This is a genomic window from Pseudomonas sp. ADAK13 (assembly GCF_012935715.1).
GTDB lineage: Bacteria > Pseudomonadota > Gammaproteobacteria > Pseudomonadales > Pseudomonadaceae > Aquipseudomonas.
Genome location: NZ_CP052860.1, coordinates 4,195,402 through 4,216,657 on the forward strand (window position 1 = coordinate 4,195,402; position 21,256 = coordinate 4,216,657).

Here is a 21,256-nt window from a genome sequence, read left to right on the forward strand (position 1 = left end):
GCCGCCAGCGATCCCCGTGCGGCGGAGCACAGCATGATTTAAGTGCAGCGGGGAGCGGAACCTTAGCGCGTTACAAGCCTGGGAGACAATGGGCAAAGGCCGCTTTAATCCAGCGCTGCCTGCACAAAAGCCTCATGGGAGAACTCGCTGGCATGGCGTGTGACCCATTCGCGGGCCAGGGCTTCGCTCTGCCGGGGTGTCGGCATGGCGCCTTCGTTGAGCCGGCAGTAACGTTCGATCTGGCACACTTGCTCGCCCATCCGCGCACCGAACAAGGCCTGCTCATCGGTAAAGGCAATGCCGACGCGGTAGCCGTTTTCAGCCTTGCGGCACCAGGCTACGTAGCCCGGATAGCGGGCCGTCAGGCCCAGTGAAGGGATGTGCATCTCGATGGCCGTGCCCTGGCGCCAGGCGCGGGGGTAATTGCAAGCGACGCCGCCCAGGCCGATAGTGTGCAGCCGTTGGCGGGAAATGCCGGAAATGGGACGTTGGGTTAATTCGACAGCGACATCATCAGGGTGAGGAAAGAAACGACCCATGCACACGGACTCCGAGCACCGTCCAGTTGACGGCGGTGGCAGCAGTATAGTGAAAGAACTGCACCTTACCGATTTGGATATCGACCAGCAATTGTTGGGGCTTCCGGGCACCTCGCTGCTGGTGTTTACCGGTGACGGATGCTCGCGCTGCCGCTTCCTGCACCAGCAACTGCCGGGTTGGGACTTGCCGGTGGACCGGGTCTGCTGGGTGGATGCAGGTCACAATGGTGGCGCGGTGGAGCGCTACGAGATCTTTCATCTGCCGGCGTTGTTTGTGGTGTGTGACGGCAAATTCCATGGAATATTAGCGTCATTGACGCGTCTGACCGCCGGCGACCTGACTCAGGGTGTGCAGCAGGCGCTCAAACGAATTCCAGAGGAGTTGCCATGATTGACGTAACAAAGCAGTCGCCACGGATCGGGATTATCGGCACCGGGGCCATTGGTGGCTTCTACGGTCTGATGCTCGCGCGTGCCGGCTTCGATGTGCATTTCCTGTTGCGCAGCGAGTACGCGGCGGTCAGCGAGCGCGGCCTGCAACTTAACAGCACGATCCACGGAACGGTGCACCTTCACCCGGTGCAGGCCTATGCCCGCGCCGCAGATATGCCGCCATGCGACTGGCTGCTGGTGGGCACCAAATCGACGGGTAACGTCGAATTGGCCCCGACCATCGCCCAGATCGCCGCCCCGGACGCCAAAGTCATCCTCCTGCAAAATGGCCTCGACGTAGAGGACAGCCTGCGCGAACACCTGCCGCCGTCGCTGCACCTGCTGGGTGGCCTGTGCTACATCGGTGTGCATCGCTCCGGGCCGGGAATTGTCGAGCACCAGGCGCTGGGCCGGGTCAACCTGGGTTACCACAGTGGCCCGGCGGCAAACGATGACGCCGACCGGCAGGCGATTGTCGAAGCAGGGGCTGCACTGTTTCACCAGGCCGGCATCGATTCCCAGGCCATGGCCAATGTGCATCAGGCCCGCTGGCATAAACTGGTGTGGAACGTGCCGTACAACGGTCTCTCGGTATTGTTTGGCACCGGCACCACGGCGATGATGGCGGATGAGTCCAGCCGCGAACTGATCCAGGCGCTGATGGCCGAAGTGGTGCAGGGTGCCCACGCGTGCGGGCATGAAATCCCCGCCAGTTACGCCGGGCAGATGTTCACCATGACCGAGAGCATGGATGACTACCTGCCCAGCATGTATCACGATTACGTGCACAAGCGCCCGCTGGAGCTGGCGGCGATCTACGCACGCCCCTTGGCTGCCGCAAAGGCGGCGGGTTGTGAATTGCCACGCATGCAGGCGCTGTACCAGGCCTTGAGTTTTATTGATCGGCATAACCGCTGATTCGGGGGAACACACATGGCAAAGGGATTGGGCGACAAACTGGTGCTGGCGATTTCCTCGCGGGCCCTGTTCGACCTGAGCGAAAGCCACAGGGTTTACCTGGCACAAGGGGTCGAGGCCTATCGCAAGTACCAGATCGACCACGAGGAAGAAACCCTCGAGCCCGGTGACGCCTTCCCGCTGGTGAAGAAACTCCTGAGCCTCAACGCCAGCCTCGGCCGTGCCCGGGTCGAGGTGGTGCTGGTGTCGCGCAACAGTGCCGACACCGGCTTGCGCGTGTTCAATTCGATCCAGCATTACGGCCTGGACATCTCCCGCGCCGCGTTCGTCGGCGGGCGCAGTCCTTATCCTTATCTGGCCGCGTTTGGTTGCCACCTGTTCCTGTCCACCCATGCCGAAGATGTGCGCAGCGCCCTGGATGCCGGGTTTGCCGCCGCGACCATTTTGTCGGGCGGCGCAGGGCGGGCTTCCAGCGCTGAATTGCGGATCGCTTTCGACGGCGACGCGGTGCTGTTTTCCGACGAGTCGGAGCGCATCTACCAATCGGGAGGCCTGGAAGCCTTCCAGGCCAGCGAGCGGGAGTCGGCACGCGAGCCGTTGCGCGGCGGTCCGTTCAAGGGTTTCCTGGCGGCGCTCAATTTGTTGCAGCGTGAGTTCCCCGACGAGTCCTGCCCGATCCGTACCGCGCTGGTGACCGCCCGTTCTGCACCTTCCCACGAGCGGGTGATTCGCACGCTGCGCGAATGGGATATCCGTCTCGACGAGTCGCTGTTTCTCGGTGGCCTGGAAAAGTCGGCGTTCCTCGAAGCCTTTGCCGCCGATGTGTTTTTCGATGACCAGGAAGGGCATTGCGAGAAGGCCAGGGAGTTCGTGGCCACCGGGCACGTCCCCCATGGGATCAGTAACGAGTTGAAAATTCAGACCGAGGGCTGAGCACTGCCAAAGGCGCTGCTAAGCTGAATCAATCTCCGCCATCCTGGCTGTCCAGGAGGTTCTATGATTCGTTCGATGTTGTACGCCACGGACCTTGGTCTGTACGCGCCTTATGTGATGCAACATGCCCTGGCGCTGGCACGAACGTTCAAGGCTGATCTGTATGTGATTCATGTGGTCGAGCCCATCGGGCTGTTCGCCGAATCGGTGTTGCAGAGCTACCTTGATGAGCGGGCCTTGAGTGAATGGCAAAGCCAGGGGCTGACCACGGTGATGGCAACCATCGAACAACGGGTGCTCGACAGTTTTCGCGAGGAGCTGGGGGAAGGGGAGCAGGACCTCAAGTTGATCCGTTCGGTGCGAGTGATCCAGGGCGATCCCTGCGAAGTGATTCTCGACCAGTCGCAGAAACTCTCCGTGGATTTGTTGATCGTAGGTAGTCACAGCCAGGCGGTCGGGGTGGCGACACCCCTGGGGAGAACCGCCGCACGGGTGTTGCAGCTGTCTCAGGTGCCGGTGTACCTGGTGCCGCTGTTGCAGCGTCGACGCAGTGATGACGTGTGATTGGTAGAAAACGATAAAAAGTTCTAGATTTATCCGTCTAACCTTTAATATAGTTATATACCGTCGCTGATACCCGTGGCGTCTATCCGCTTTGAGGGACACATATGAAGCTTCAACAACTGCGCTACATCTGGGAAGTGGCGCACCACGACCTCAACGTTTCCGCTACTGCTCAAAGCCTTTACACCTCGCAACCCGGTATCAGCAAGCAGATCCGCCTGCTCGAAGACGAGCTGGGCGTTGAAGTGTTCGCGCGCAGCGGCAAGCACCTGACCCGCGTCACCCCGGCCGGTGAGCGCATCATCACCACTGCTGGCGAGATCCTGCGCAAGGTCGAAAGCATCAAGCAGATCGCCCAGGAATTCTCCAACGAGAAAAAGGGCACCCTGTCGATCGCCACCACCCACACCCAGGCACGTTACGCGCTGCCACCGGTGATCAGCAGCTTCATCAAGCAGTACCCGGACGTGGCCTTGCACATGCACCAGGGTTCGCCGATGCAGATCGCCGAGATGGCCGCAGACGGCACCGTCGATTTTGCCATCGCCACCGAAGCCCTGGAGTTGTTCGGCGACCTGGTGATGATGCCGTGCTACCGCTGGAACCGCTGCGTGGTGGTCCCTCAAGGTCACCCGCTGGCCAAGCTGCCGAAGCTGACCCTGGAAGCCCTGGCTGAATACCCGATTGTGACGTACGTATTCGGTTTCACCGGCCGTTCGAAACTCGACGAAGCCTTCAGCCACCGCGGCCTGACGCCGAAAGTGGTGTTCACCGCCGCCGACGCCGACGTGATCAAGACTTACGTGCGCCTGGGCCTGGGCGTCGGCATCGTCGCCAAAATGGCGGTCGACACCAAGCTCGACAGCGACCTGGTGGTGCTCGATGCCAGCGAACTGTTCGAATCCAGCGTGACCAAGATCGGTTTCCGTCGTGGCACCTTCCTGCGCGGTTTCATGTGCGACTTCATCGAGAAGTTCGCCCCGCACCTGACGCGCGAAGTCATGGCCAAGGCCATCCAGTGCCACAACAAGCAGGAACTGGAAGAGCTGTTCGACGGCGTTGAACTGCCGGTTCACTGATCGGCTTATTTCACCTCGGTAACAGCAAACTGTTGCCGAGCGCCTCCCACCAGAATCTCCACCTCATCCCCTTCGAACTTGCCCAACAGGCTTTCGCCCAGGGGCGAGCGTGGGGTGATGACGGTCACCGGTTGCCCCACCACATCGACTTTCAACCCTGCGCCGTCCGGTGCCAGGAATAGCCACTGCTGGCGATCGTTTTCATCCACCAGCCCCAGCAATGCGCCCACCTCGATCCCGCGTTGGTCATCGTAGGCACGCAGCTGCATGTTCTGGCAGAGCGTCAGCGCCTGCCTGATTTCCTCGACGCGCCGGGCCTGGCCGGCGGCCAGGTAGGATGCCTCCAGCCCCAGGGTGTCGTACTTGTTCTCGGCGATGTTTTCTTCGTGGGTTGCGGTTTCGTACGCAGTTTGCGCAGCGCGCTGGGCGATATCGAGATCGACCGCGAGCTTGTCCAGGACCAATTGGTGAACGGCGTACTTATTCATGGGCGGCTTTCGTGATCAATCGCAAAATTGCAGGACGTTGGCCCGGCTCTTGTCGTTGGGGGCGTTCTGGTCCTGTTGCAGCCAGAACTGGCATTTGGGGTTGGACAGGTTGCGCGGGTTATTGCGGGCCTGGTCCAGGGTCTGCTGTTGCTCCTGCTTGCGCAGGTTCTCCTGGTACTGCTCGAACATGCGGTTCGGCGGCTCCGGTGCGACCACCTCCGGTTTGCCCAACTGCTGCACCATTCGGGTCACCGGTGCCACGGTTTGCTCAGGCAAATAGCGGGACCCCAGCCATACGCTCAGCACGATGGCGATAAACCCCAGCCACAAGCCGAAGGCCACGGCGATACTGAGCTTGAACAGCGAGAACGAACGATCAGACATGGTGGCCTCCTGGCGGGCACGTGCGGCATGGCGCCGATTGTCCCACAGCCGCGTGCAGAATAATCGTGATCAACCCTTCGCAATCGAGGCTTTTATGCGGACAATCGAGCCTTTGAATGTTGGAGCCCGGAATGAAAGCCCGCTGGGATATTTTTTGCAGCGTCGTCGACAACTACGGCGACATTGGCGTGACCTGGCGCCTGGCCCGGCAATTGGTGGCGGAACACGGTTGTGCGGTGCGCCTGTGGGTCGATGACCTGCGGGCATTCGAACGCATGTGCCCCGAGATTGATGTGCAGGTGCACCAGCAGTGGCAAGAGGGCGTCGACGTGCGCCACTGGCCTTGCGACTGGCCGCAGACCGACGCGGCAGACGTGGTGATCGCCGCATTCGCCTGCCAATTGCCGCCTGACTACATGGAAGCGATGGCCGCACGCGAACGCACGCCGTTGTGGATGAACCTGGATTACCTGAGCGCCGAAGACTGGGTAGTTGGCTGCCACGGGCTGCCTTCGGTGAAATTCAAGGGCGTGCAAAAGTACTTCTTCTTTCCCGGATTCCGTCCCGGTACCGGCGGTTTGCTGCGCGAAGCCGGGCTGCTGGAACAGCGCGATGCCTTCCAGCAAGACGCCGCCGCCCGGCAGCAGTTTCTGCAGGCGCTTGGGGTTTTCCCGACCACTGGCGCGCGGATCATGTCGTTGTTTGCCTACGAAAACGCCGGGCTGGCCAGTTGGCTCGACGTGCTGGCCGCCGATGGGCGTGCCACTCATCTGTTGGTGCCGGAAGGGCGGATCCTGGGTGATGTGCAGCGCTGGCTGGGTGTCGAGTCGTTAAGCGTGGGCGACGTGCACCAGCGCGATGCCTTGACGGTGCAGGTGCTGCCGTTCGTACGCCAGGAGCAATACGACCGATTGCTCTGGTGCTGCGACTTCAACGCCGTGCGCGGCGAAGACTCCTTTGTGCGGGCGCAATGGGCCGGTCGACCCCTGCTGTGGCACATCTACCGCCAGGACGAAGACATTCACCTGGACAAGCTGGATGCCTTCCTTGAGCTGTACACCGAGGGCCTGTCACCCGCCGCAAAAACCGCATTGGTCACTCTTTGGCAGGCCTGGAACGCTGATGGCGATATGGCACAAAGCTGGAAAATGCTCCTCGAACACTGGCCGGAAGTGACCGCGAACGCCGAAAGATGGGCTCTGGAACAAGGCTCGCGGACCGATCTTGCGACGGCGCTGGTACAGTTTTATGTAAATTGGATATGATACGCGACCTTGATTTTTGTAAATCCCATCCAAATTTCGGATATTCGCAATGAAAACTGGTAAAGAACTGAAACCCGGTACAGTGATCCGTCTCGAAAACGACCCTTGGCTGGTTCAGAAAGCTGAGTTCACCAAGTCTGGTCGTAACAGCGCAATCATGAAGACCAAGCTGAAGAACCTGCTGACCGGTTACAAGACCGAGATCGTCTACAGCGCCGATGACAAACTGGACGACGTGATCCTCGACCGCAAAGAAGCGACCCTGTCCTTCATCAGCGGCGACACCTACACGTTCATGGACACCACCGACTACACCATGTACGAGCTGAACGCTGAAGACATCGAAGCCGTTCTGCCGTTCGTGGAAGAAGGCATGGAAGACGTCTGCGAAGCTATCTTCTTCGAAGACCGTCTGGTTTCCGTAGAGCTGCCGACCACCATCGTGCGTAAGGTTGCCTACACCGAAGGTTCCGCTCGCGGCGACACTTCGGGCAAAGTGATGAAGCCTGCCAAGCTGGCTAACGGTACCGAACTGCAAGTGGCCGATTTCATCGAAATCGACGACCTGATCGAGATCGACACCCGTGAAGGTGGTTCGTACAAAGGTCGCGCCAAGAAGTAATTCTTGCGCCACCGGTACGACAGAAAAAGCCCGACCATGAGTCGGGCTTTTTTGTGGGTGCCGTTTTTTACTTCAAGTGTTGCTTCAGTTCCTCGGACGCCTGCAGCAGCGCCGAACGGACTTCCGGAACCTGGCTGACGACGTTCAGCAAACCGTAGTCATGGATCATGCCGTTGTAGCGCACGGCGGTCACCGGTACACCGGCTTCATCCAGCTTGCGGGCATAGGCTTCGCCTTCGTCACGCAGTACGTCGGAGCCTGCGGTCTGAATCAGTGCCGGAGGCAAACCCTTGAGCTGTGCGGCAGTTGCCCGCAGGGGCGACGCATAGATCTCGGCGCGCTGGTTGGCATCGGTGGTGTAGTTGTCCCAGAACCACTTCATCATGTTTCGGGTCAGGAAGTGGCCTTCGGCAAACTGGTTGTAGGACCCGGTGTCGAAGTTGGCGTCGGTCACCGGCCACAACAGCAGTTGGAACTTGATCGCCGGAGTGCCCTTGTCCTTGGCCATCAGGCTGACCACGGCTGCCATGTTGCCGCCGACGCTGTTGCCGGCGACGGCCAGGCGTTTGCCATCAACGTTGATCTCGCTGCCATGTTCGGCCACCCACTTGGTTGCCCCGTACGCCTGGTTGATCGCCACCGGGTAGTGCGCTTCAGGTGATGGCGTGTAATTGACGAACACCGCCGCCGCTCCCGAACCCACCACCAGGTCACGCACCAGCCGCTCGTGGGTCGGGAAATCCCCGAGGACCCAGCCGCCGCCGTGGAAGAACATGAACACGGGCAATGTGCCCTTGACCCCGGCCGGACGCACGATGGTCAGGCTCAGCGGCTGGCCATCGACCTGAATGGTCTTCTGGCTGACGTCGGCCTTGGGCAGCGTGAGCTTCACTCCCGATTGCGCGCCAGTCAGCACCGCCCGCGCTTCCTTGGGCGTCAGTTGCTCCATCGGTTTGCCGGTGCCGGCGTTCAATGCATCCAGAAACGCCTGGGTGTTGTGCTCCACGTCACCGCTCGCCGCAAAGGCGTTGGTGATCGAGAAGGCGAGCAGGGTGCCGGTGAGGACTTTGCCAAATGTGTTCATGTTCTTCTCCAAAAAACCGCGTGGGTTAGACGGTTACGTGCAGGCGTACATCGACGTTGCCACGGGTGGCGTTGGAGTAAGGGCAGACCTGGTGGGCAGCGTCGACCAGGCTTTGCGCATCGTCCTGGGCCAGGCCAGGCAGGCTGATGTGCAGGTCGATGTCCAGGCCGAAACCGCCGGGGATTTGACCGATGCCGACGTGGGCAGTGATCGAAGCGTCATCCGGGATTTTGCGTTTGGTCTGGCTGGCGACGAATTTCAGGGCACCGATAAAGCAAGCGGAGTAGCCGGCAGCGAACAGTTGTTCCGGGTTGGTGGCCTGGCCGCCTGCGCCGCCCAGCTCTTTTGGCGTGGAGAGTTTTACGTCAAGGATGTTGTCGCTGGAAACAGCACGACCATCACGGCCGCCGGTGGCGGTGGCTACTGCGGTGTAGAGAGCTTGCATGGTGATTTCCTCGTCAGTATTTGCGCTAATTGTTTGCGCGCTAAGTAAGTGGCGAGATGAATGTATCGCGCTAATAGTTAGTGCGCAAGATAAATTTACAAAAAAATCCGCGTGTGAGAGTTGGAGCCCTCTGGCACGCGGATTCCGGGGTTAAACGCTACGCTGCAAATTCCCGCGCAGCGCCAGCAAATCGCCCTGCAGCTTGCGAAGCTGTTCGATGTCCAACCCGCTGGCACCCAGGATGCACTGTGGGATATCCATGGCCTTGTCCCGCAGGGCGCGCCCGGTCTCGGTCAATTCAACCACCACCACGCGCTCGTCTTCGCGGCTGCGGGTGCGGCTGAGCAGGCCTTCGGCTTCCAGGCGCTTGAGCAGCGGCGTCAGGGAGCCGGGGTCCGTCAGCAGGCGGTTGCTGATTTCCCCGACGGTCAGGCCATCTTCTTCCCACAGCACCATCATGGCCAGGTATTGCGGGTAGGTCAGGCCGAGGGCTTGCAGCAGCGGTTTGTAGACCTTGGTCATCAGCAACGAGGTGGAGTGCAGGGCAAAACACAGTTGGTTGTCGAGCAGCAAGGATTCGCAGGTATCGAGGGGCTTGGTCATGGCAGTGCCTTAAAACGTGTCTGGTTTTGAATCTAGCGGGCAAACCTTTAACGCGCCAGACAATTCTGTCCGGCCGGTCAGCCCAAGCCGCTTTGCAGCGCCAGATCCCACGGCGGCACGGGGCTGAAGCGTGCCTTGAGGTATTCCAGCAATAAGCGGCTGCGGGCGTTGGCCTGTTGCTCCAGGCGCAAGGCATAGATGCCGGCGGTTTCAGGTGTCGGCAAGCCGTTCTCGCAGAACAGCGGTACCAGTTCGCCGCGCACCAGGTATTCACTGGCGAGCCAGGTGGGCAGGTGCGCCACACCCAGCCCGGCGAGGGCGCCTGACAGCAGGGCTTCGGCGTTGTTGGCGCTCATGCGGATGCGTTGCGGGCGGTAGGTGGCCTTGCGCCCATCCAGTTCAAAGCGCCAGGCGAACATGGGGGCCAGGCCTTCCCAGTCCAGGCCATCGTGTTCGTTCAACTGGCTGGGATGGGTCGGTGTGCCACGGTTCTTCAGGTAGCCGGGGCTGGCGCAGGCGATGCGCACGATGCTGGCCAGGGGCGTGGCGATCAGCCGGGTGTCGACGATATGCCCGGCCCGCAGCACCAGGTCGACCTTGCCCAAATGCTCGCCCTGCATGTCGACAAAGCTGTCGATCAGGTGCAGGTGCACGTCGAGGCCCGGGTACACGTTAAGAAAGTCGGCGATGGCCGGCGCAAGGTGCCGCCTGCCGAAGGCGGCCGGTGCGTCCACGCGGATCAGCCCTTCAGGTGCATGGCTCAGCGACACCGCTTCGGCCCGCGCCAGTTGCAGCTCGCTGACAATCCGCCGGGCGCGCTCGGCGAACGCCAGGCCGGCGGGCGTCGGCACCACAGCATGAGTGCTGCGCTGAAACAGCCGGCTGCCCACCGAGGCTTCCAGGCTGTCGATGCGCCGCGCCACGGCCGAAGGCGTGAGCGGATGACGGCGGGCAGCGGCAGAAAAGCTGCCGGCTTCCAGCACATCGAGAAACAGGCTCAGTTGATCGGTCAGGGTATTGGGGTTCATCAGTGGCTGCTTGTGCGAAGTTGGCATAGCCATTGTGCGTTGCTGTGCGTTTCCGCGCCAGAGCGGACTGCGTAGCATGCAAGGCCTGGGATCGGCGGGAGCGAAGTGGTGGCAGATTTAGCGTTGTATTTGGTCATGGGCGTGGCGTTGGGCACTGTCGGCGGCTTGTTCGGGATTGGCGGTGGGTTGATTGCGATTCCCGTGTTGGGCGTGTTTTGCGGCCTGGACCAACAGATCGCCCAAGGTACGGCCCTGGTGATGGTGGTGCCGAATGTGATGCTTGCGTTGTGGCGCTATCACCAGCGCAACCGGATTGAACTGCGCCATGCCTTGCCGCTGGGCGTGATGGGCTTCTCCTTTGCCTGGCTGGGTTCGATCTGGGCGGTGGGCATTGACGCGGGCGTGATGCGGGTGGGGTTTATCGCGTTCCTGTTAGTGTTGGCGTCCTACAACCTGCTCAGAATGTTTACCCATAACGCGCCGCCTTCGGCGCAGATGCGCTATTCCTGGCCATGGCTGGGGGTGCTGGGTGCGGCGTCCGGGTCCATGGGCGGTTTGTTCGGGGTGGGCGGCGCGGTGGTGGCCACGCCGGTGCTGACCAGCATTTTCGGCACCAGCCAGGTGGTGGCCCAAGGGCTGTCGCTGGCACTGGCCTTGCCGAGTACCAGCGTGACCCTGGTGACCTACGCCTGGCACCAGGAAGTGGACTGGCTGATCGGCGTGCCCCTGGCCGTCGGCGGCCTGCTCAGCATCAGTTGGGGGGTGAAGGTCGCCCACGCCATGCCGGAGCGCCTGTTGCGCGGGCTGTTCTGCGGTTTCCTGGCGGTGTGTGCGGTGATGCTGACCTTTAAAGTTTGAAGCCTTCGAGGATATATTCCGCGAGGCATTCGGTGATCGGCGAGGTAGTGCGTGGGTTGCGCAACAGCCGCAGATTGACCGACGGCAGCGGCGGGAAACCGTCCGCTGCGCCCAATATGCGCAGGTCTTCGGTCACCAGGCTTTCCATATTGATCGTGACGGCCAGGCCGGCACCCACCACCGCCAGGATCGCGGCGCCGTTGGAGCTGTGATACGCCAGTCGATACTCCTGCCCTTGTGCATCCAGCGCGGCGCGTGCCCACTGCGTGCAAAAGCTGTCGAGGCCGGAAATGGCCAGGGGCAGGGCGCTGTGCTCGTCCATGCAAAAGCAGGGCGCCGCCACCCAGACCATGCGTTCATGGCGCAGCAGTTCGCCGATTTCATTTCCCGGTTCGCGGCTGATAACGGTCAGGTCGAGGTCCCGGCGCTGCATCAGGACCAGTGACGATTCACAGTGCATTTCAATCTGGATCAGTGGGTAAGCCTTGGAAAAGCGTTTGAGAATCCCCGGCAGGTAGCGCATCACGTAGTCGTCCGGGGTGCCGATGCGCACCAGTCCGACCATGTGCGGCTCGCGCAGGGTGTTGAACACCTCGCTGTGCAGCTTCAAAATCCTGCGGGCATAGCCCAAAAGCACCTGGCCCTCGGGCGTCAACCGCACCTGTCGGCCATCGCGCTCGAACAGCTTGCGCTGCAACACATCTTCTTCCAGGCGTTTCATCTGCATGCTCACCGCCGACTGGGTGCGGTTGACTTGCTCGCCGGCGCGGGTGAAACCACCCTGATCGGCGATGGCGACGAAGGTGCGCAGCACTTCGGTGTCGATACTCGGGTAGCTGGACAATCGATCAATCTCCGAGATGTATTGCATAAGAAACATTCGTTGGATTGATCATAGCGCCAGGCACAGACTTCAGTCATCCCCACTGGAGGGCGAGATGATGAAAGGTCAAAGAGGTTTTGTGTTGATGGCGAAGCGGCCGTTTTCCGGGTTGCTTCAGTTGGGTTCCCGCTGGATCGCCGTGCACCGTGAACGCCAGTTGTTGATGGGCATGAGCGATGAGGCGCTCAAGGACATCGGGCTCAACCGTGGCGATGTCGAGCAGGAAAGCCGCCGGCATTTTTGGGAAGACCCGCTGCGAAAATGACTCGGGATGCAGTAGGGTGGTTCGCGAGCACACAAGGAGATGCACATGCCCGCAGAACTGTCCTTTTCCCTCAAGCAGGCGCGACGCCTGGCGCTGGCCGCCCAAGGCTTTTCCGGGCGCCAGCCGCCGGCGCTGATCAAGGCCGCGCAGGTCAATCGCCTGGTTGAGCGTTTGGGCGTGTTGCAGATTGATTCGGTAAACGCGGTGGTGCGCTCGCACTACCTGCCGCTGTTTTCCCGTTTGGGTAACTACTCTCCCTTGATTCTTGAACAGGCCGCGTGGAGCTCGGGTCGGCGCCGTTCGCTGTTCGAGTATTGGGGCCACGAGGCCTCGTTGCTGCCGATGGCGCTGTACCCATTGATGCGCTGGCGCATGGAACGGGCGGCTCAGGGGCAGGGCATCTATCAGCAGATGGCCCGCTTTGGTCGCGAACAACAGGCCACCATCACCCGGGTGCTGGGCATCGTCGAACAGCAGGGCGCCTTGGGTGCGGGCAGTTTGTCGACCCGCGAGGAGCGCGCCGGTCCCTGGTGGGACTGGAGCGATGAAAAACATGCCCTGGAATGGTTGTTCGCAGCAGGCTTGGTGACCGTCGCCGGACGCCGGGGGTTTGAGCGGTTGTATGACTTGCCGGAGCGTGTGATCCCGGCCGACATTCTCCAGCAAGCCCCCTTGAGCGAGGGCGAGGCCCAGCGCGGCTTGCTGCTGCACAGCGCCACGGCGTTGGGGGTGGGTACTGAAAAAGACCTGCGCGACTACTTCCGCCTGGACCCGGGCGACAGCCGTGGACGCCTGGCGGAGTTGGTCGAGGACGGGCAATTGGTCACGTGCCAGGTCCAGGGCTGGAAACAGCCGGCCTATTGCCTGCCCGAGCCAAAAGTCCCGCGCAAGGTGCCTGCCAGTGCGCTGTTATCGCCTTTTGATTCGCTGATCTGGGAGCGTAGCCGTACCGAGCGTTTGTTCGATTTCCGCTATCGGCTGGAGATCTACACACCCCAGGACAAACGGGTGTACGGCTATTACGTGTTGCCGTTCCTGCACAATGAGCGGATCGCGGCGCGGGTGGATTTACGCGCGGAGCGGGCGGCAGGGCGCCTGGCGGTGCATGCCGTTCACGAGGAAGAGCCGGGGCTGGACGAGGAGGGCATGCAGGCGCTGGCCCTGAATCTGCGGCAGATGGCCGACTGGCTCGGGCTTGAACAGATACAGCTCAATTGCCAGCGGGCCAGTGCGGCGCGGTTGCGCGTGGCGCTCTTAGCGCTTGACCTGTTTTAGCGTCTCGGCAATCAGGAATGCCAGTTCCAGCGACTGATCGGCGTTCATCCGTGGGTCGCAGTGGGTGTGGTAGCGGTCCGACAGCCCGTCCTCGGTGATCGGCCGCGCGCCGCCGATGCATTCGGTGACATTCTGCCCGGTCATTTCGATATGAATCCCGCCGGCGTAAGTGCCTTCGGCTTCATGCACCTGGAAGAATTCCTTCACCTCGCTGAGGATCTGCGCGAAGTCCCGGGTCTTGTAGCCGCTGCTGGCTTTGATGGTGTTGCCGTGCATCGGGTCGGAGCTCCACAGCACCTGCTTGCCTTCGCGCTGTACCGCGCGGATCAGGTTCGGCAGGTGGTCGCCGACCTTGTTCGCGCCCATGCGCGCAATCAGGTTCAGGCGGCCCGGATCGTTGTCCGGGTTGAGGATGTCGATCAGGCGGATCAGGTCGTCGGGGTTCATGCTCGGACCGACCTTGACCCCGATCGGGTTGTTCACCCCGCGCAGGAATTCGACGTGGGCACCGTCCAGTTGACGGGTACGATCACCAATCCACAGCATGTGTGCCGAGCAGTCGTAGTAGTCGTTGGTCAGGCTGTCGCGGCGCACGAAGGCTTGTTCGTAGTTGAGCAGCAGCGCCTCATGGGCGGTGAAGAAACTGGTCTCGCGCAGTTGCGGTGAGCTGTCCATGCCGCAGGCGCGCATGAAGGCCAGGGTTTCGTCGATACGGTCGGCCAGTTGGCTGTACTTCTCGGCCAGGGCCGAGTTGGCGATGAAGTCCAGGTTCCACTTGTGCACCTGATGCAGGTCGGCAAAACCGCCCTGGGCAAAGGCTCGCAGCAGGTTCAGGGTGGCGGTGGACTGGTGATAGGACTGCAGCAGGCGGTCCGGGTCCGGCACGCGGCTTTTTTCGTCGAAGCCGATACCGTTGACGATATCGCCGCGGTAAGCGGGCAGGGTGACGCCGTCGATGGTTTCATCGTTGGAAGAGCGCGGCTTGGCGAACTGGCCGGCCATGCGCCCGACCTTGACCACCGGGCAGCCGGCGGCGAAGGTCATCACAATCGCCATCTGCAGCAGCACCTTGAAGGTGTCGCGAATTTTTGCCGCCGAGAACTCGGCAAAACTCTCCGCGCAATCGCCGCCTTGCAACAGGAACGCGCGACCCTGGGTCACCTCGGCAAACTGACGGCGCAACTCACGGGCCTCGCCGGCAAACACCAGCGGCGGATAGCTCGCCAGGTTTTGCTCGACCTGCGACAAGTGTGCAGCGTCAGGGTACTGGGGTTGTTGCTGGATCGGCAGGGCGCGCCAGCTGTCGGGGCTCCAGGGTTGGCTCATCATGAACTCGAGTGATTTGCGGTCGGGGCTGCCATGTTATCAGCAATTAGTACGTGACCTGCTGCCGCCGGTTCGCCCACAATCCCGGCTTTCCCGTTGGCACGCCGTTAGGAGTTGCAATGTCTGAGGAGCGCGTCGAGCGCCTGCTGGCCGAGGTCCATGATGACTTCGGCATGATCCGCGTGCTGGAAGTGGCCGATTACCGCTTTCTCGAGTTTGGCGATGCCATCGAGCAGAGCTGCGTGTTTACTGCCGACCCGAGTTGGCTGGAATACGACTACACCCGCGCGATGTTGATTGGGGCGTTGTGCCATGAGCGGCCGGAGAGTGCGTTGTTCCTTGGGTTGGGGGCGGGGACGTTGACCCAGGCGTGCCTGAAGTTTCTGCCTCTGGACGATGTTGAAGCCATCGAGTTGCGGCCGGATGTGCCGCGCCTGGCCATCGAGTTTTTGGGGTTGGACGATGATCCTCGGTTGTACATCCGCGTTGGGGATGCCCTGGAGTTACTGCCCACTGCGGAGTCGGCGGACCTGATTTTTGTCGATCTGTATACGGATGTTGGTCCTGGGGTGGGGCATCTGGCCTGGACGTTTCTGGAGAACTGCCAGAAGAAGCTCAATCCTGGTGGGTGGCTGGTGATTAATCAGTGGGCTACCGATGATGGCAAGCCGTTGGGGGCGGCGTTGTTGCGTGGGTTGTATCACCGGCATTATTGGGAGCTGCCGGTGAAGGAGGGGAATGTGATTCTGCTGGTGCCGGCGGATCTGGATCAGGGGCTTGATGTGGCTGCGTTGTCGGCTCGGGCGGAGGTCTTGGCGCCGCGGTTGGGGTATTCGCTGCAATCGCTGATTAAGGCGATTCGGCCGGCTACTTAGGTTTTTGGGGGTGTACATATCCGTTATTTGGGTAACGGCGGCTTATGGTTTCGCTCTTACAGCGACTCACTTTGGAAAAGCCCCAAAGTAAGCAAAGGGCTCTGCCCCGCCTGTCGGCACCTCGCCTAGGCTCGGTGTTCCCTCACTCCGGCATTGCTCCGCGGGCCGCCGCGACGGGGCGTCCCTGCCCCGTCGCGGCTAAACCGGCGTCCTGCCGGTTTACCCGCTCCTCAATCCCTGCGTTCGGCCTCGGGCTGAGTGGGGCAGTCAGAGCCAGATCAAGATCAAAAGCAAGAGCACAGCGGCCTACAGGCCGGCTTGAGTGGTAGAAGCCAGATCAAAAGCCAAAGCCAAAGCGAAAACCAAATCTGAAACGGATGCAGCTCTGCTTTTCTGTGGGAGCTGGCTTGCCTGCGATGCAGACAACTCGGTCTCTCAGGTACACCGAGGCGATGTCATCGCAGGCAAGCCAGCTCCCACATTTGACCGTGCCCGCTGTAGATTTTGATCTTGATGTTGCCTTTGCTTCACACCACTCAAGCCGGCCTGTAGGCCGCTGTGCTGTTGATCTGCTGTTGATCTTGATCTTAGGCGCCCCGTTAAACCACGCTGGCCGAACGCAGGTAGTACGGAGCGGGTAAACCGGCAGGACGCCGGTTTAGCCGCGACGGGGCAGGGACGCCCCGTCGCGGCGGCCCGCTTCGTGCTGCCGGAGTGAGGGCACACCGAGCCTAGGCGAGGTGCCGAGTGGTGGGGCAAGAGCCTTTTGGTTACTTTTGGGCTCCTTTCAAAAGTGACCCGCTGTAAGAGCGGAACCAATAGAAGCCATAACCAAAAAAACGGATATGTACCCCGCCCCAAGCCCCGATCAACAGCCTTTAAACACCCCGGGCCGCTTCTCGACCATCGCCCGTACGCCCTCCTTGGCATCCTCACTGTTCAACAGTTTCTCCACCAACACCGGCAACCCGGCCGCCGCCGCGGTCTCCCCCTCAATCCTGGCCTGTCGCGCCGACATCAGCGTGGCCTGCACCCCCAGCGGCGCCTGCTGTGCAATGCGGTTTGCCAGCGCCACCGCCCGGGGCAGCAAATCCTCGCTGGCCATCACCTCCTGCACCAACCCCAACCGCAGCGCCTCATGGGCATCAAATTCATCCCCCGTGAGCAACCAGCGCATGGCGTTCCCCCACCCGGCAATCTGATGAAACCGCAACGTCGCGCCCCCAAAAGGAAAGATCCCACGCTGCACTTCCATCTGCGCAAAGCGAGTGTTGCTGGCGCACAGGTTGATATCCGCCGCCAGCATCAGCTCGATCCCGATGGTCAGGCAATAACCCTGGGCCGCGACAATCACCGGCTTGCTCACCCGGGGCCCCGCGAAAACACCCCACGGATCACAACCACCCAACGGCGGCTGCCAGCCTTGTGCCATGGTCGGGCCCACATTGGCCAGGTCCAGCCCGGCGGTAAAGTGGTCGCCATGCCCAAAGACAATGGCCACCCGCGCTTCCTCATTGCGATCAAATTCGCCATACGCCAGGCTCAACTCATTGAGCAATTCCAGGTCGAACGCATTGCGCTTGGCCACGCGATCCAGGCCCAGTAACAGGATATGGCCCTGCTGTTCACGGCTGACGCGGCTGCTGGTGGCTGGGTTCATGGCGTGTGCCCTCGGGCGCAAAGGGAGGTTTCGGACCGAAGGGCCCGCTGTTCAGGGTGAACCGTTTAAGCGTCATGACCAACAGGGCCGGGCCTTTGAAAAATAGACCCTGGCGCCCGGATGCGCAAAGCCTTTGATGCAGAGCCGTTCACCTGGGTTTTCCGATAAAAAAAGCTCCCTTTTTCAGCGATTTCCGGTATAGTGCGCGCCGGCCTTTAACCGGGCCGCGTTTAGGTAGCGCAATTCCCCGAAGTCAGCTTCGGCTGCACGTCCGCACAGCGGACTCTTCCTTGACGAATCTTTTTCATTCATTCGTTTTCGCAAATCCCCGCCGACAAAGCAGCCAGGGCGACTCTTGAGTCTCAACACGGCATGCGCAGCTTTGGAGCATGGGTCTTTGCGGATGCACTTAGAGGCAGACCCATGACCCAGGAAACCGGCGGCTTCGCCGCTTTTAATCTTAACCCGAATATTCTTGCTGCCGTCATCGCGACTGGCTACGAAGAACCTTCGGCTATTCAGCAGCAATCGATCCCGATCATCATGGCCGGCCAAGACATGATTGGCCAAGCGCAAACCGGTACCGGTAAAACCGCCGCGTTCGCCCTGCCAATCCTGCACTGCATCGATCCTGCCAAGCGCGAGCCGCAAGCCCTGATCCTGGCGCCAACCCGTGAGTTGGCGCTGCAAGTAGCAACCGCTTTCGAAACCTACGCCAAGCAAATGCCGGGCGTTACCGTTGTGGCCGTTTACGGCGGCGCGCCTATGGGCCCACAACTGAAAGCAATCCGTAACGGCGCACAGATCGTTGTCGCCACTCCGGGCCGTCTGTGCGACCACCTGCGTCGCGACGAAAAAGTGCTGTCGACCGTGAACCACCTGGTTCTGGACGAAGCTGACGAAATGCTCAAGCTGGGCTTCATGGACGACCTGGAAGTCATCTTCAAGGCGCTGCCAGCGACCCGTCAGACCGTACTGTTCTCGGCTACCCTGCCACAGTCGATCCGTGCCATTGCCGAACGCCATCTGCGCGATCCGCAACACGTGAAGATCCAGACCAAGACTCAGACCGTTACTGCGATCGAACAGGCTCACCTGTTGGTTCACGCTGACCAGAAGACCTCGGCTGTATTGAGCCTGCTGGAAGTCGAAGACTTCGACGCCCTGATCATGTTCGTGCGCACCAAGCAAGCGACCCTGGACCTGGCCAGCGCCCTGGAAGCCAAAGGCTACAAAGCCGCTGCGCTGAACGGTGACATTGCCCAGAACCAGCGTGAGCGTGTGATCGACTCCCTCAAGGATGGCCGTCTGGACATCGTTGTGGCGACCGACGTTGCTGCCCGTGGCCTCGACGTTCCACGTATCACCCACGTGTTCAACGTTGACATGCCTTACGATCCGGAGTCCTACGTTCACCGTATCGGCCGTACCGGCCGTGCGGGTCGCGAAGGTCGTGCACTGCTGCTGGTGACTCCACGTGAGCGCCGCATGCTGCAAGTGATCGAGCGTGTAACCGGTCAGAAAGTTGCCGAAGTCCGCCTGCCGGATGCCCAGGCCGTTCTCGATGCCCGCATCAAGAAGCTGACCAACAGCCTGTCGCCGCTGGTGGCTGACGCTGAATCGACCCATGGCGACCTGCTGGACCGCCTGACTGCCGATATCGGTTGCACCCCGCGTGCCCTGGCTGCAGCCCTGCTGCGCAAGGCTACCAACGGTCAGGCCCTGACCCTGGCTGCCATCGAGAAAGAACGCCCACTGGTACCGAACAACGCCCCGCGCGGTGATCGTCCAGAGCGTACCGGTGACCGTCCGGACCGTGGTGATCGTGAGCGTCGTGCTCCGGTTCCATTGGCTGAAGGCCGTGCTCGCTGCCGTACCGCGCTGGGCGCGCGTGATGGTATCGCCGCCAAGAACCTGCTGGGCGCTATCCTCAATGAGGGTGGCCTGGCACGTGAAGCGATCGGTCGCATCCAGGTGCGTGACAGCTTCTCCCTGGTGGAGCTGCCGGAAGATGGTCTGGAGAAACTCCTGACCAAGCTGAAGGACACTCGCGTTGCCGGTAAGCAGTTGAAGCTGCGTCGCTACCGCGAAGATTGATCCGCCCCTGGGCTGATTGATCGAACATAAAAAATCCCCGACTGGTTCGGGGATTTTTTTTGCCTGCAATCAAGCGAAACGATAGATATCCATGCCCAGCGCGCCCAGGGTGAAGCCTTGGTGGGCGGTGCTGAATTCTCCGCCGGCGCCCCGGGCGAAATACAGCGGCAGCAGATGCTCATCACTGGGATGACTACGCACGGCATGGGGGGCCTGGCGGCGATAGTCGTGCAACGCGGCTTCATCGTTGGCTGCCAGTTTGCTGACCATCCAGTCGCGAAAGTCCCGCGCCCAGGGCTCGATGCTTTCCGGCCCGGCGTGCCAGTCCAGTTCGCCCAGGTTATGGGTGATGCTGCCGGAGCCGATCAGCAGCACGTCTTGTTCCCGCAGGCTCGCCAGTGCGTGCCCGACGCGGGTTTGCAGGGCAGGGCCCATGCGGCTTGGCAGCGACACCTGCACCACCGGGATATCGGCAGCCGGGTACATCAGCGACAGGGGTACCCAAGTGCCGTGGTCGAAGGGGCGCTGGTCATCAAGGCGCGCCTCCAGGCCATCAGCCTTGAGCAATTGCACGATTTGGGTGGCCAGCTGCGGGTCACCGGGGGCCGGGTACTGCACGGCAAACAATTCCCGGGGGAAGCCGCCGAAGTCGTGCCAGGTCTCGGGGGCCGCGCTGCCTGTCACGAGCAAACCCTGGCTTTCCCAGTGTGCCGAGACCACCACAATGGCCTTGGGTCGTGGCAGCTCGGCGGCCAGGCGCTTGAGGACCGGGCCGCTGGCACCGGGTTGCAGGGCAAGCATGGGCGAACCGTGGGAGATAAACAGGCTGGGAAGCATGAGTAGGGTCCTGAGGGTTAAGATGGGACCATCTTCAATCAGATCATTGATCTAAATCTAATATAAGTTTTAGCGCTATTTGATCAAGTTTTAGGGTGAATCATGGAACCTGGATTTTGGCATGAGCGTTGGGCGCGCAATCAGACGGGTTTCCATCTACCCGAGGTGAATCCTTACCTGCTACGCCACTGGCCCGATCTGGGCGTGGCGAGCGGGGCGCAGGTGCTGGTGCCGTTGTGCGGCAAGAGCCTGGACCTGGTGTGGCTGGCGAGCATCGGGCATCGGGTGGTGGGGGTTGAGCTGTCGGAAAAGGCCGTTGAAGAGTTCTTCCGCGAGCAGGAGCTGACGCCGCAGGTTAGCCAGCGCGGCGCTTTCAAGGTCTTCCAGGCGGGCTCCATCGAACTGTGGTGCGGGGATTTCTTCGCGCTGGATGCCGGGGCCGTGGTTGATTGCACAGCGCTTTACGATCGTGCGGCGTTGATTGCCTTGCCACCGTTGATGCGGGCGCGGTATGCCGCGCATTTGAGCGGGATCATGGTCGGAGGCAGTCGCGGCCTGTTGATCACCCTCGACTATGAACAGACGCAAAAGGCCGGCCCGCCATTTGCGGTGAGCCACGAGGAAGTGAAGTTGCTGCTCGGCGCGCAGTGGAGCCTGGAGGTAATGGAGGAGCAGGACATTCTGGACGACAGCTGGAAGTTTGTTCAGGAGGGGGTCACACGCCTGGACGAGCGGGTTTATCGGTTGGCCAAGGGCTGAATCGCGCCCACAAAAAAGGGGCGATTGAATCGCCCCT

Annotated in this window: 24 protein-coding genes; 13 read left to right on the top strand and 11 right to left on the bottom strand. The window is 61.3% G+C overall.

Annotation, left to right across the window (positions count from 1 at the left end):
• Positions 1-104: 104 nt before the first annotated feature.
• Complete coding sequence (locus tag HKK54_RS19350; RefSeq protein WP_010176171.1) at positions 105-539, bottom strand: PilZ domain-containing protein; 435 nt, start codon at positions 537-539, stop codon at positions 105-107.
• Here HKK54_RS19350 and HKK54_RS19355 point away from each other — a divergent pair.
• The 5 genes from HKK54_RS19355 (at position 538) to cysB (ending at position 4,465) form a co-directional block, all read left to right on the top strand.
• Positions 538-930: a hypothetical protein gene (locus HKK54_RS19355; protein ID WP_010176170.1), complete on the top strand. Its 393-nt coding sequence runs from the start codon at positions 538-540 to the stop codon at positions 928-930. The two genes, HKK54_RS19350 and HKK54_RS19355, sit on opposite strands and share 2 nt — an antisense overlap.
• A complete protein-coding gene (locus HKK54_RS19360) occupies positions 927-1,889 on the top strand; it encodes a putative 2-dehydropantoate 2-reductase (RefSeq protein ID WP_169387501.1) in 963 nt (320 codons plus the stop codon). Before HKK54_RS19355 ends, HKK54_RS19360 begins: the two co-directional genes overlap by 4 nt.
• 15 nt (positions 1,890-1,904) lie before the next feature.
• Complete coding sequence (locus HKK54_RS19365; protein ID WP_010176168.1) at positions 1,905-2,822, top strand: 5'-nucleotidase; 918 nt, start codon at positions 1,905-1,907, stop codon at positions 2,820-2,822.
• Between the two features lie 63 nt (positions 2,823-2,885).
• A complete protein-coding gene (locus tag HKK54_RS19370; protein WP_010176167.1) occupies positions 2,886-3,386 on the top strand; it encodes a universal stress protein in 501 nt (166 codons plus the stop codon).
• 104 nt (positions 3,387-3,490) lie between these two features.
• The gene (cysB, locus tag HKK54_RS19375; RefSeq protein ID WP_010176165.1) at positions 3,491-4,465 is read left to right on the top strand and encodes an HTH-type transcriptional regulator CysB; all 975 of its coding nucleotides are present in this window, start codon (positions 3,491-3,493) and stop codon (positions 4,463-4,465) included.
• 5 nt (positions 4,466-4,470) lie between these two features.
• Here the strand turns inward: cysB and HKK54_RS19380 are convergent, their stop codons facing one another.
• Together HKK54_RS19380 and HKK54_RS19385 are read right to left on the bottom strand one after the other, a co-directional pair.
• Entirely contained in the window at positions 4,471-4,953 is a 483-nt protein-coding gene (locus tag HKK54_RS19380) for a GreA/GreB family elongation factor (protein WP_169387502.1), read from the bottom strand.
• Between the two features lie 15 nt (positions 4,954-4,968).
• Positions 4,969-5,337 carry a hypothetical protein gene (locus tag HKK54_RS19385; protein ID WP_169387503.1) on the bottom strand — a complete coding sequence of 123 codons (369 nt, stop codon included), beginning with the start codon at positions 5,335-5,337 and terminating at the stop codon, positions 4,969-4,971.
• 131 nt (positions 5,338-5,468) lie between these two features.
• Here HKK54_RS19385 and earP point away from each other — a divergent pair, with 131 nt between their 5' ends.
• Together earP and HKK54_RS19395 are read left to right on the top strand one after the other, a co-directional pair.
• Complete coding sequence (earP, locus tag HKK54_RS19390) at positions 5,469-6,602, top strand: elongation factor P maturation arginine rhamnosyltransferase EarP (protein ID WP_169387504.1); 1,134 nt, start codon at positions 5,469-5,471, stop codon at positions 6,600-6,602.
• A gap of 49 nt (positions 6,603-6,651) precedes the next feature.
• Entirely contained in the window at positions 6,652-7,224 is a 573-nt protein-coding gene (locus HKK54_RS19395; RefSeq protein ID WP_003218698.1) for an elongation factor P, read from the top strand.
• A 67-nt stretch (positions 7,225-7,291) separates the two neighbouring features.
• Here the strand turns inward: HKK54_RS19395 and HKK54_RS19400 are convergent, their stop codons facing one another.
• The 4 genes from HKK54_RS19400 to HKK54_RS19415 form a co-directional block, all read right to left on the bottom strand.
• Positions 7,292-8,308 carry an alpha/beta hydrolase gene (locus HKK54_RS19400; protein ID WP_010176161.1) on the bottom strand — a complete coding sequence of 339 codons (1,017 nt, stop codon included), beginning with the start codon at positions 8,306-8,308 and terminating at the stop codon, positions 7,292-7,294.
• A gap of 25 nt (positions 8,309-8,333) precedes the next feature.
• The gene (locus tag HKK54_RS19405) at positions 8,334-8,753 is read right to left on the bottom strand and encodes an organic hydroperoxide resistance protein (protein ID WP_169387505.1); all 420 of its coding nucleotides are present in this window, start codon (positions 8,751-8,753) and stop codon (positions 8,334-8,336) included.
• Between the two features lie 150 nt (positions 8,754-8,903).
• On the bottom strand, positions 8,904-9,356 hold the full coding sequence (locus HKK54_RS19410; RefSeq protein ID WP_169387506.1) for a MarR family winged helix-turn-helix transcriptional regulator: 453 nt from the start codon (positions 9,354-9,356) through the stop codon (positions 8,904-8,906).
• A 77-nt stretch (positions 9,357-9,433) separates the two neighbouring features.
• The gene (locus HKK54_RS19415; protein WP_010176157.1) at positions 9,434-10,384 is read right to left on the bottom strand and encodes a LysR family transcriptional regulator; all 951 of its coding nucleotides are present in this window, start codon (positions 10,382-10,384) and stop codon (positions 9,434-9,436) included.
• 108 nt (positions 10,385-10,492) lie between these two features.
• On the opposite strand from HKK54_RS19415, the gene HKK54_RS19420 reads away from it, so the two are divergent.
• The gene (locus HKK54_RS19420) at positions 10,493-11,242 is read left to right on the top strand and encodes a sulfite exporter TauE/SafE family protein (RefSeq protein WP_169387507.1); all 750 of its coding nucleotides are present in this window, start codon (positions 10,493-10,495) and stop codon (positions 11,240-11,242) included.
• Here the strand turns inward: HKK54_RS19420 and HKK54_RS19425 are convergent.
• Positions 11,232-12,113, bottom strand: coding sequence for a LysR family transcriptional regulator (locus HKK54_RS19425; RefSeq protein ID WP_178120986.1), 882 nt, complete (start codon positions 12,111-12,113; stop codon positions 11,232-11,234). The genes HKK54_RS19420 and HKK54_RS19425 overlap by 11 nt on opposite strands.
• Before the next feature lie 70 nt (positions 12,114-12,183).
• Between HKK54_RS19425 and HKK54_RS19430 the strand changes: the two genes are divergently transcribed.
• Positions 12,184-12,390, top strand: a complete 207-nt coding sequence (locus HKK54_RS19430) for a DUF1127 domain-containing protein (RefSeq protein WP_010176154.1) — start codon at positions 12,184-12,186, stop codon at positions 12,388-12,390.
• A 45-nt stretch (positions 12,391-12,435) separates the two neighbouring features.
• The gene (locus tag HKK54_RS19435; protein WP_169387510.1) at positions 12,436-13,665 is read left to right on the top strand and encodes a winged helix-turn-helix domain-containing protein; all 1,230 of its coding nucleotides are present in this window, start codon (positions 12,436-12,438) and stop codon (positions 13,663-13,665) included.
• Here HKK54_RS19435 and HKK54_RS19440 read toward each other — a convergent pair.
• Positions 13,645-14,991 carry a class II 3-deoxy-7-phosphoheptulonate synthase gene (locus HKK54_RS19440; protein WP_010176152.1) on the bottom strand — a complete coding sequence of 449 codons (1,347 nt, stop codon included), beginning with the start codon at positions 14,989-14,991 and terminating at the stop codon, positions 13,645-13,647. The two genes, HKK54_RS19435 and HKK54_RS19440, sit on opposite strands and share 21 nt — an antisense overlap.
• Positions 14,992-15,110: 119 nt before the next feature.
• Between HKK54_RS19440 and HKK54_RS19445 the strand changes: the two genes are divergently transcribed.
• A complete protein-coding gene (locus HKK54_RS19445; protein WP_010176150.1) occupies positions 15,111-15,866 on the top strand; it encodes a spermidine synthase in 756 nt (251 codons plus the stop codon).
• Between the two features lie 868 nt (positions 15,867-16,734).
• On the opposite strand, the gene HKK54_RS19450 is transcribed toward HKK54_RS19445, so the two are convergent.
• Positions 16,735-17,526, bottom strand: a complete 792-nt coding sequence (locus tag HKK54_RS19450; RefSeq protein WP_010176149.1) for a crotonase/enoyl-CoA hydratase family protein — start codon at positions 17,524-17,526, stop codon at positions 16,735-16,737.
• Between the two features lie 423 nt (positions 17,527-17,949).
• Here HKK54_RS19450 and HKK54_RS19455 point away from each other — a divergent pair, with 423 nt between their 5' ends.
• Positions 17,950-19,623, top strand: a complete 1,674-nt coding sequence (locus tag HKK54_RS19455) for a DEAD/DEAH box helicase (protein ID WP_003209050.1) — start codon at positions 17,950-17,952, stop codon at positions 19,621-19,623.
• 69 nt (positions 19,624-19,692) lie between these two features.
• Here the strand turns inward: HKK54_RS19455 and HKK54_RS19460 are convergent, their stop codons facing one another.
• Entirely contained in the window at positions 19,693-20,460 is a 768-nt protein-coding gene (locus HKK54_RS19460) for a DODA-type extradiol aromatic ring-opening family dioxygenase (protein ID WP_169387511.1), read from the bottom strand.
• Between the two features lie 102 nt (positions 20,461-20,562).
• On the opposite strand from HKK54_RS19460, the gene HKK54_RS19465 reads away from it, so the two are divergent.
• Positions 20,563-21,219, top strand: coding sequence for a thiopurine S-methyltransferase (locus HKK54_RS19465; protein WP_169387512.1), 657 nt, complete (start codon positions 20,563-20,565; stop codon positions 21,217-21,219).
• The last annotated feature ends 37 nt before the right edge of the window (positions 21,220-21,256 follow it).

What these genes read in the sequence shown, in the direction of transcription:
- HKK54_RS19360 (WP_169387501.1), top strand. Translation starts at nt 927, where the DNA reads ATGATTGACGTAACAAAGCAGTCGCCACGGATCGGGATTATCGGCACC.
- HKK54_RS19350 (WP_010176171.1), bottom strand. Translation starts at nt 539, where the DNA reads ATGGGTCGTTTCTTTCCTCACCCTGATGATGTCGCTGTCGAATTAACC.
- earP (WP_169387504.1), top strand. Translation starts at nt 5,469, where the DNA reads ATGAAAGCCCGCTGGGATATTTTTTGCAGCGTCGTCGACAACTACGGC.
- HKK54_RS19365 (WP_010176168.1), top strand. Translation starts at nt 1,905, where the DNA reads ATGGCAAAGGGATTGGGCGACAAACTGGTGCTGGCGATTTCCTCGCGG.
- HKK54_RS19430 (WP_010176154.1), top strand. Translation starts at nt 12,184, where the DNA reads ATGAAAGGTCAAAGAGGTTTTGTGTTGATGGCGAAGCGGCCGTTTTCC.
- HKK54_RS19355 (WP_010176170.1), top strand. Translation starts at nt 538, where the DNA reads ATGCACACGGACTCCGAGCACCGTCCAGTTGACGGCGGTGGCAGCAGT.
- HKK54_RS19450 (WP_010176149.1), bottom strand. Translation starts at nt 17,526, where the DNA reads ATGAACCCAGCCACCAGCAGCCGCGTCAGCCGTGAACAGCAGGGCCAT.
- HKK54_RS19460 (WP_169387511.1), bottom strand. Translation starts at nt 20,460, where the DNA reads ATGCTTCCCAGCCTGTTTATCTCCCACGGTTCGCCCATGCTTGCCCTG.
- HKK54_RS19465 (WP_169387512.1), top strand. Translation starts at nt 20,563, where the DNA reads ATGGAACCTGGATTTTGGCATGAGCGTTGGGCGCGCAATCAGACGGGT.
- HKK54_RS19395 (WP_003218698.1), top strand. Translation starts at nt 6,652, where the DNA reads ATGAAAACTGGTAAAGAACTGAAACCCGGTACAGTGATCCGTCTCGAA.
- HKK54_RS19380 (WP_169387502.1), bottom strand. Translation starts at nt 4,953, where the DNA reads ATGAATAAGTACGCCGTTCACCAATTGGTCCTGGACAAGCTCGCGGTC.
- HKK54_RS19405 (WP_169387505.1), bottom strand. Translation starts at nt 8,753, where the DNA reads ATGCAAGCTCTCTACACCGCAGTAGCCACCGCCACCGGCGGCCGTGAT.
- HKK54_RS19445 (WP_010176150.1), top strand. Translation starts at nt 15,111, where the DNA reads ATGTCTGAGGAGCGCGTCGAGCGCCTGCTGGCCGAGGTCCATGATGAC.
- HKK54_RS19435 (WP_169387510.1), top strand. Translation starts at nt 12,436, where the DNA reads ATGCCCGCAGAACTGTCCTTTTCCCTCAAGCAGGCGCGACGCCTGGCG.
- HKK54_RS19440 (WP_010176152.1), bottom strand. Translation starts at nt 14,991, where the DNA reads ATGAGCCAACCCTGGAGCCCCGACAGCTGGCGCGCCCTGCCGATCCAG.
- HKK54_RS19415 (WP_010176157.1), bottom strand. Translation starts at nt 10,384, where the DNA reads ATGAACCCCAATACCCTGACCGATCAACTGAGCCTGTTTCTCGATGTG.
- HKK54_RS19455 (WP_003209050.1), top strand. Translation starts at nt 17,950, where the DNA reads ATGACCCAGGAAACCGGCGGCTTCGCCGCTTTTAATCTTAACCCGAAT.
- HKK54_RS19370 (WP_010176167.1), top strand. Translation starts at nt 2,886, where the DNA reads ATGATTCGTTCGATGTTGTACGCCACGGACCTTGGTCTGTACGCGCCT.
- HKK54_RS19410 (WP_169387506.1), bottom strand. Translation starts at nt 9,356, where the DNA reads ATGACCAAGCCCCTCGATACCTGCGAATCCTTGCTGCTCGACAACCAA.
- HKK54_RS19425 (WP_178120986.1), bottom strand. Translation starts at nt 12,113, where the DNA reads ATGCAATACATCTCGGAGATTGATCGATTGTCCAGCTACCCGAGTATC.
- HKK54_RS19400 (WP_010176161.1), bottom strand. Translation starts at nt 8,308, where the DNA reads ATGAACACATTTGGCAAAGTCCTCACCGGCACCCTGCTCGCCTTCTCG.
- cysB (WP_010176165.1), top strand. Translation starts at nt 3,491, where the DNA reads ATGAAGCTTCAACAACTGCGCTACATCTGGGAAGTGGCGCACCACGAC.
- HKK54_RS19385 (WP_169387503.1), bottom strand. Translation starts at nt 5,337, where the DNA reads ATGTCTGATCGTTCGTTCTCGCTGTTCAAGCTCAGTATCGCCGTGGCC.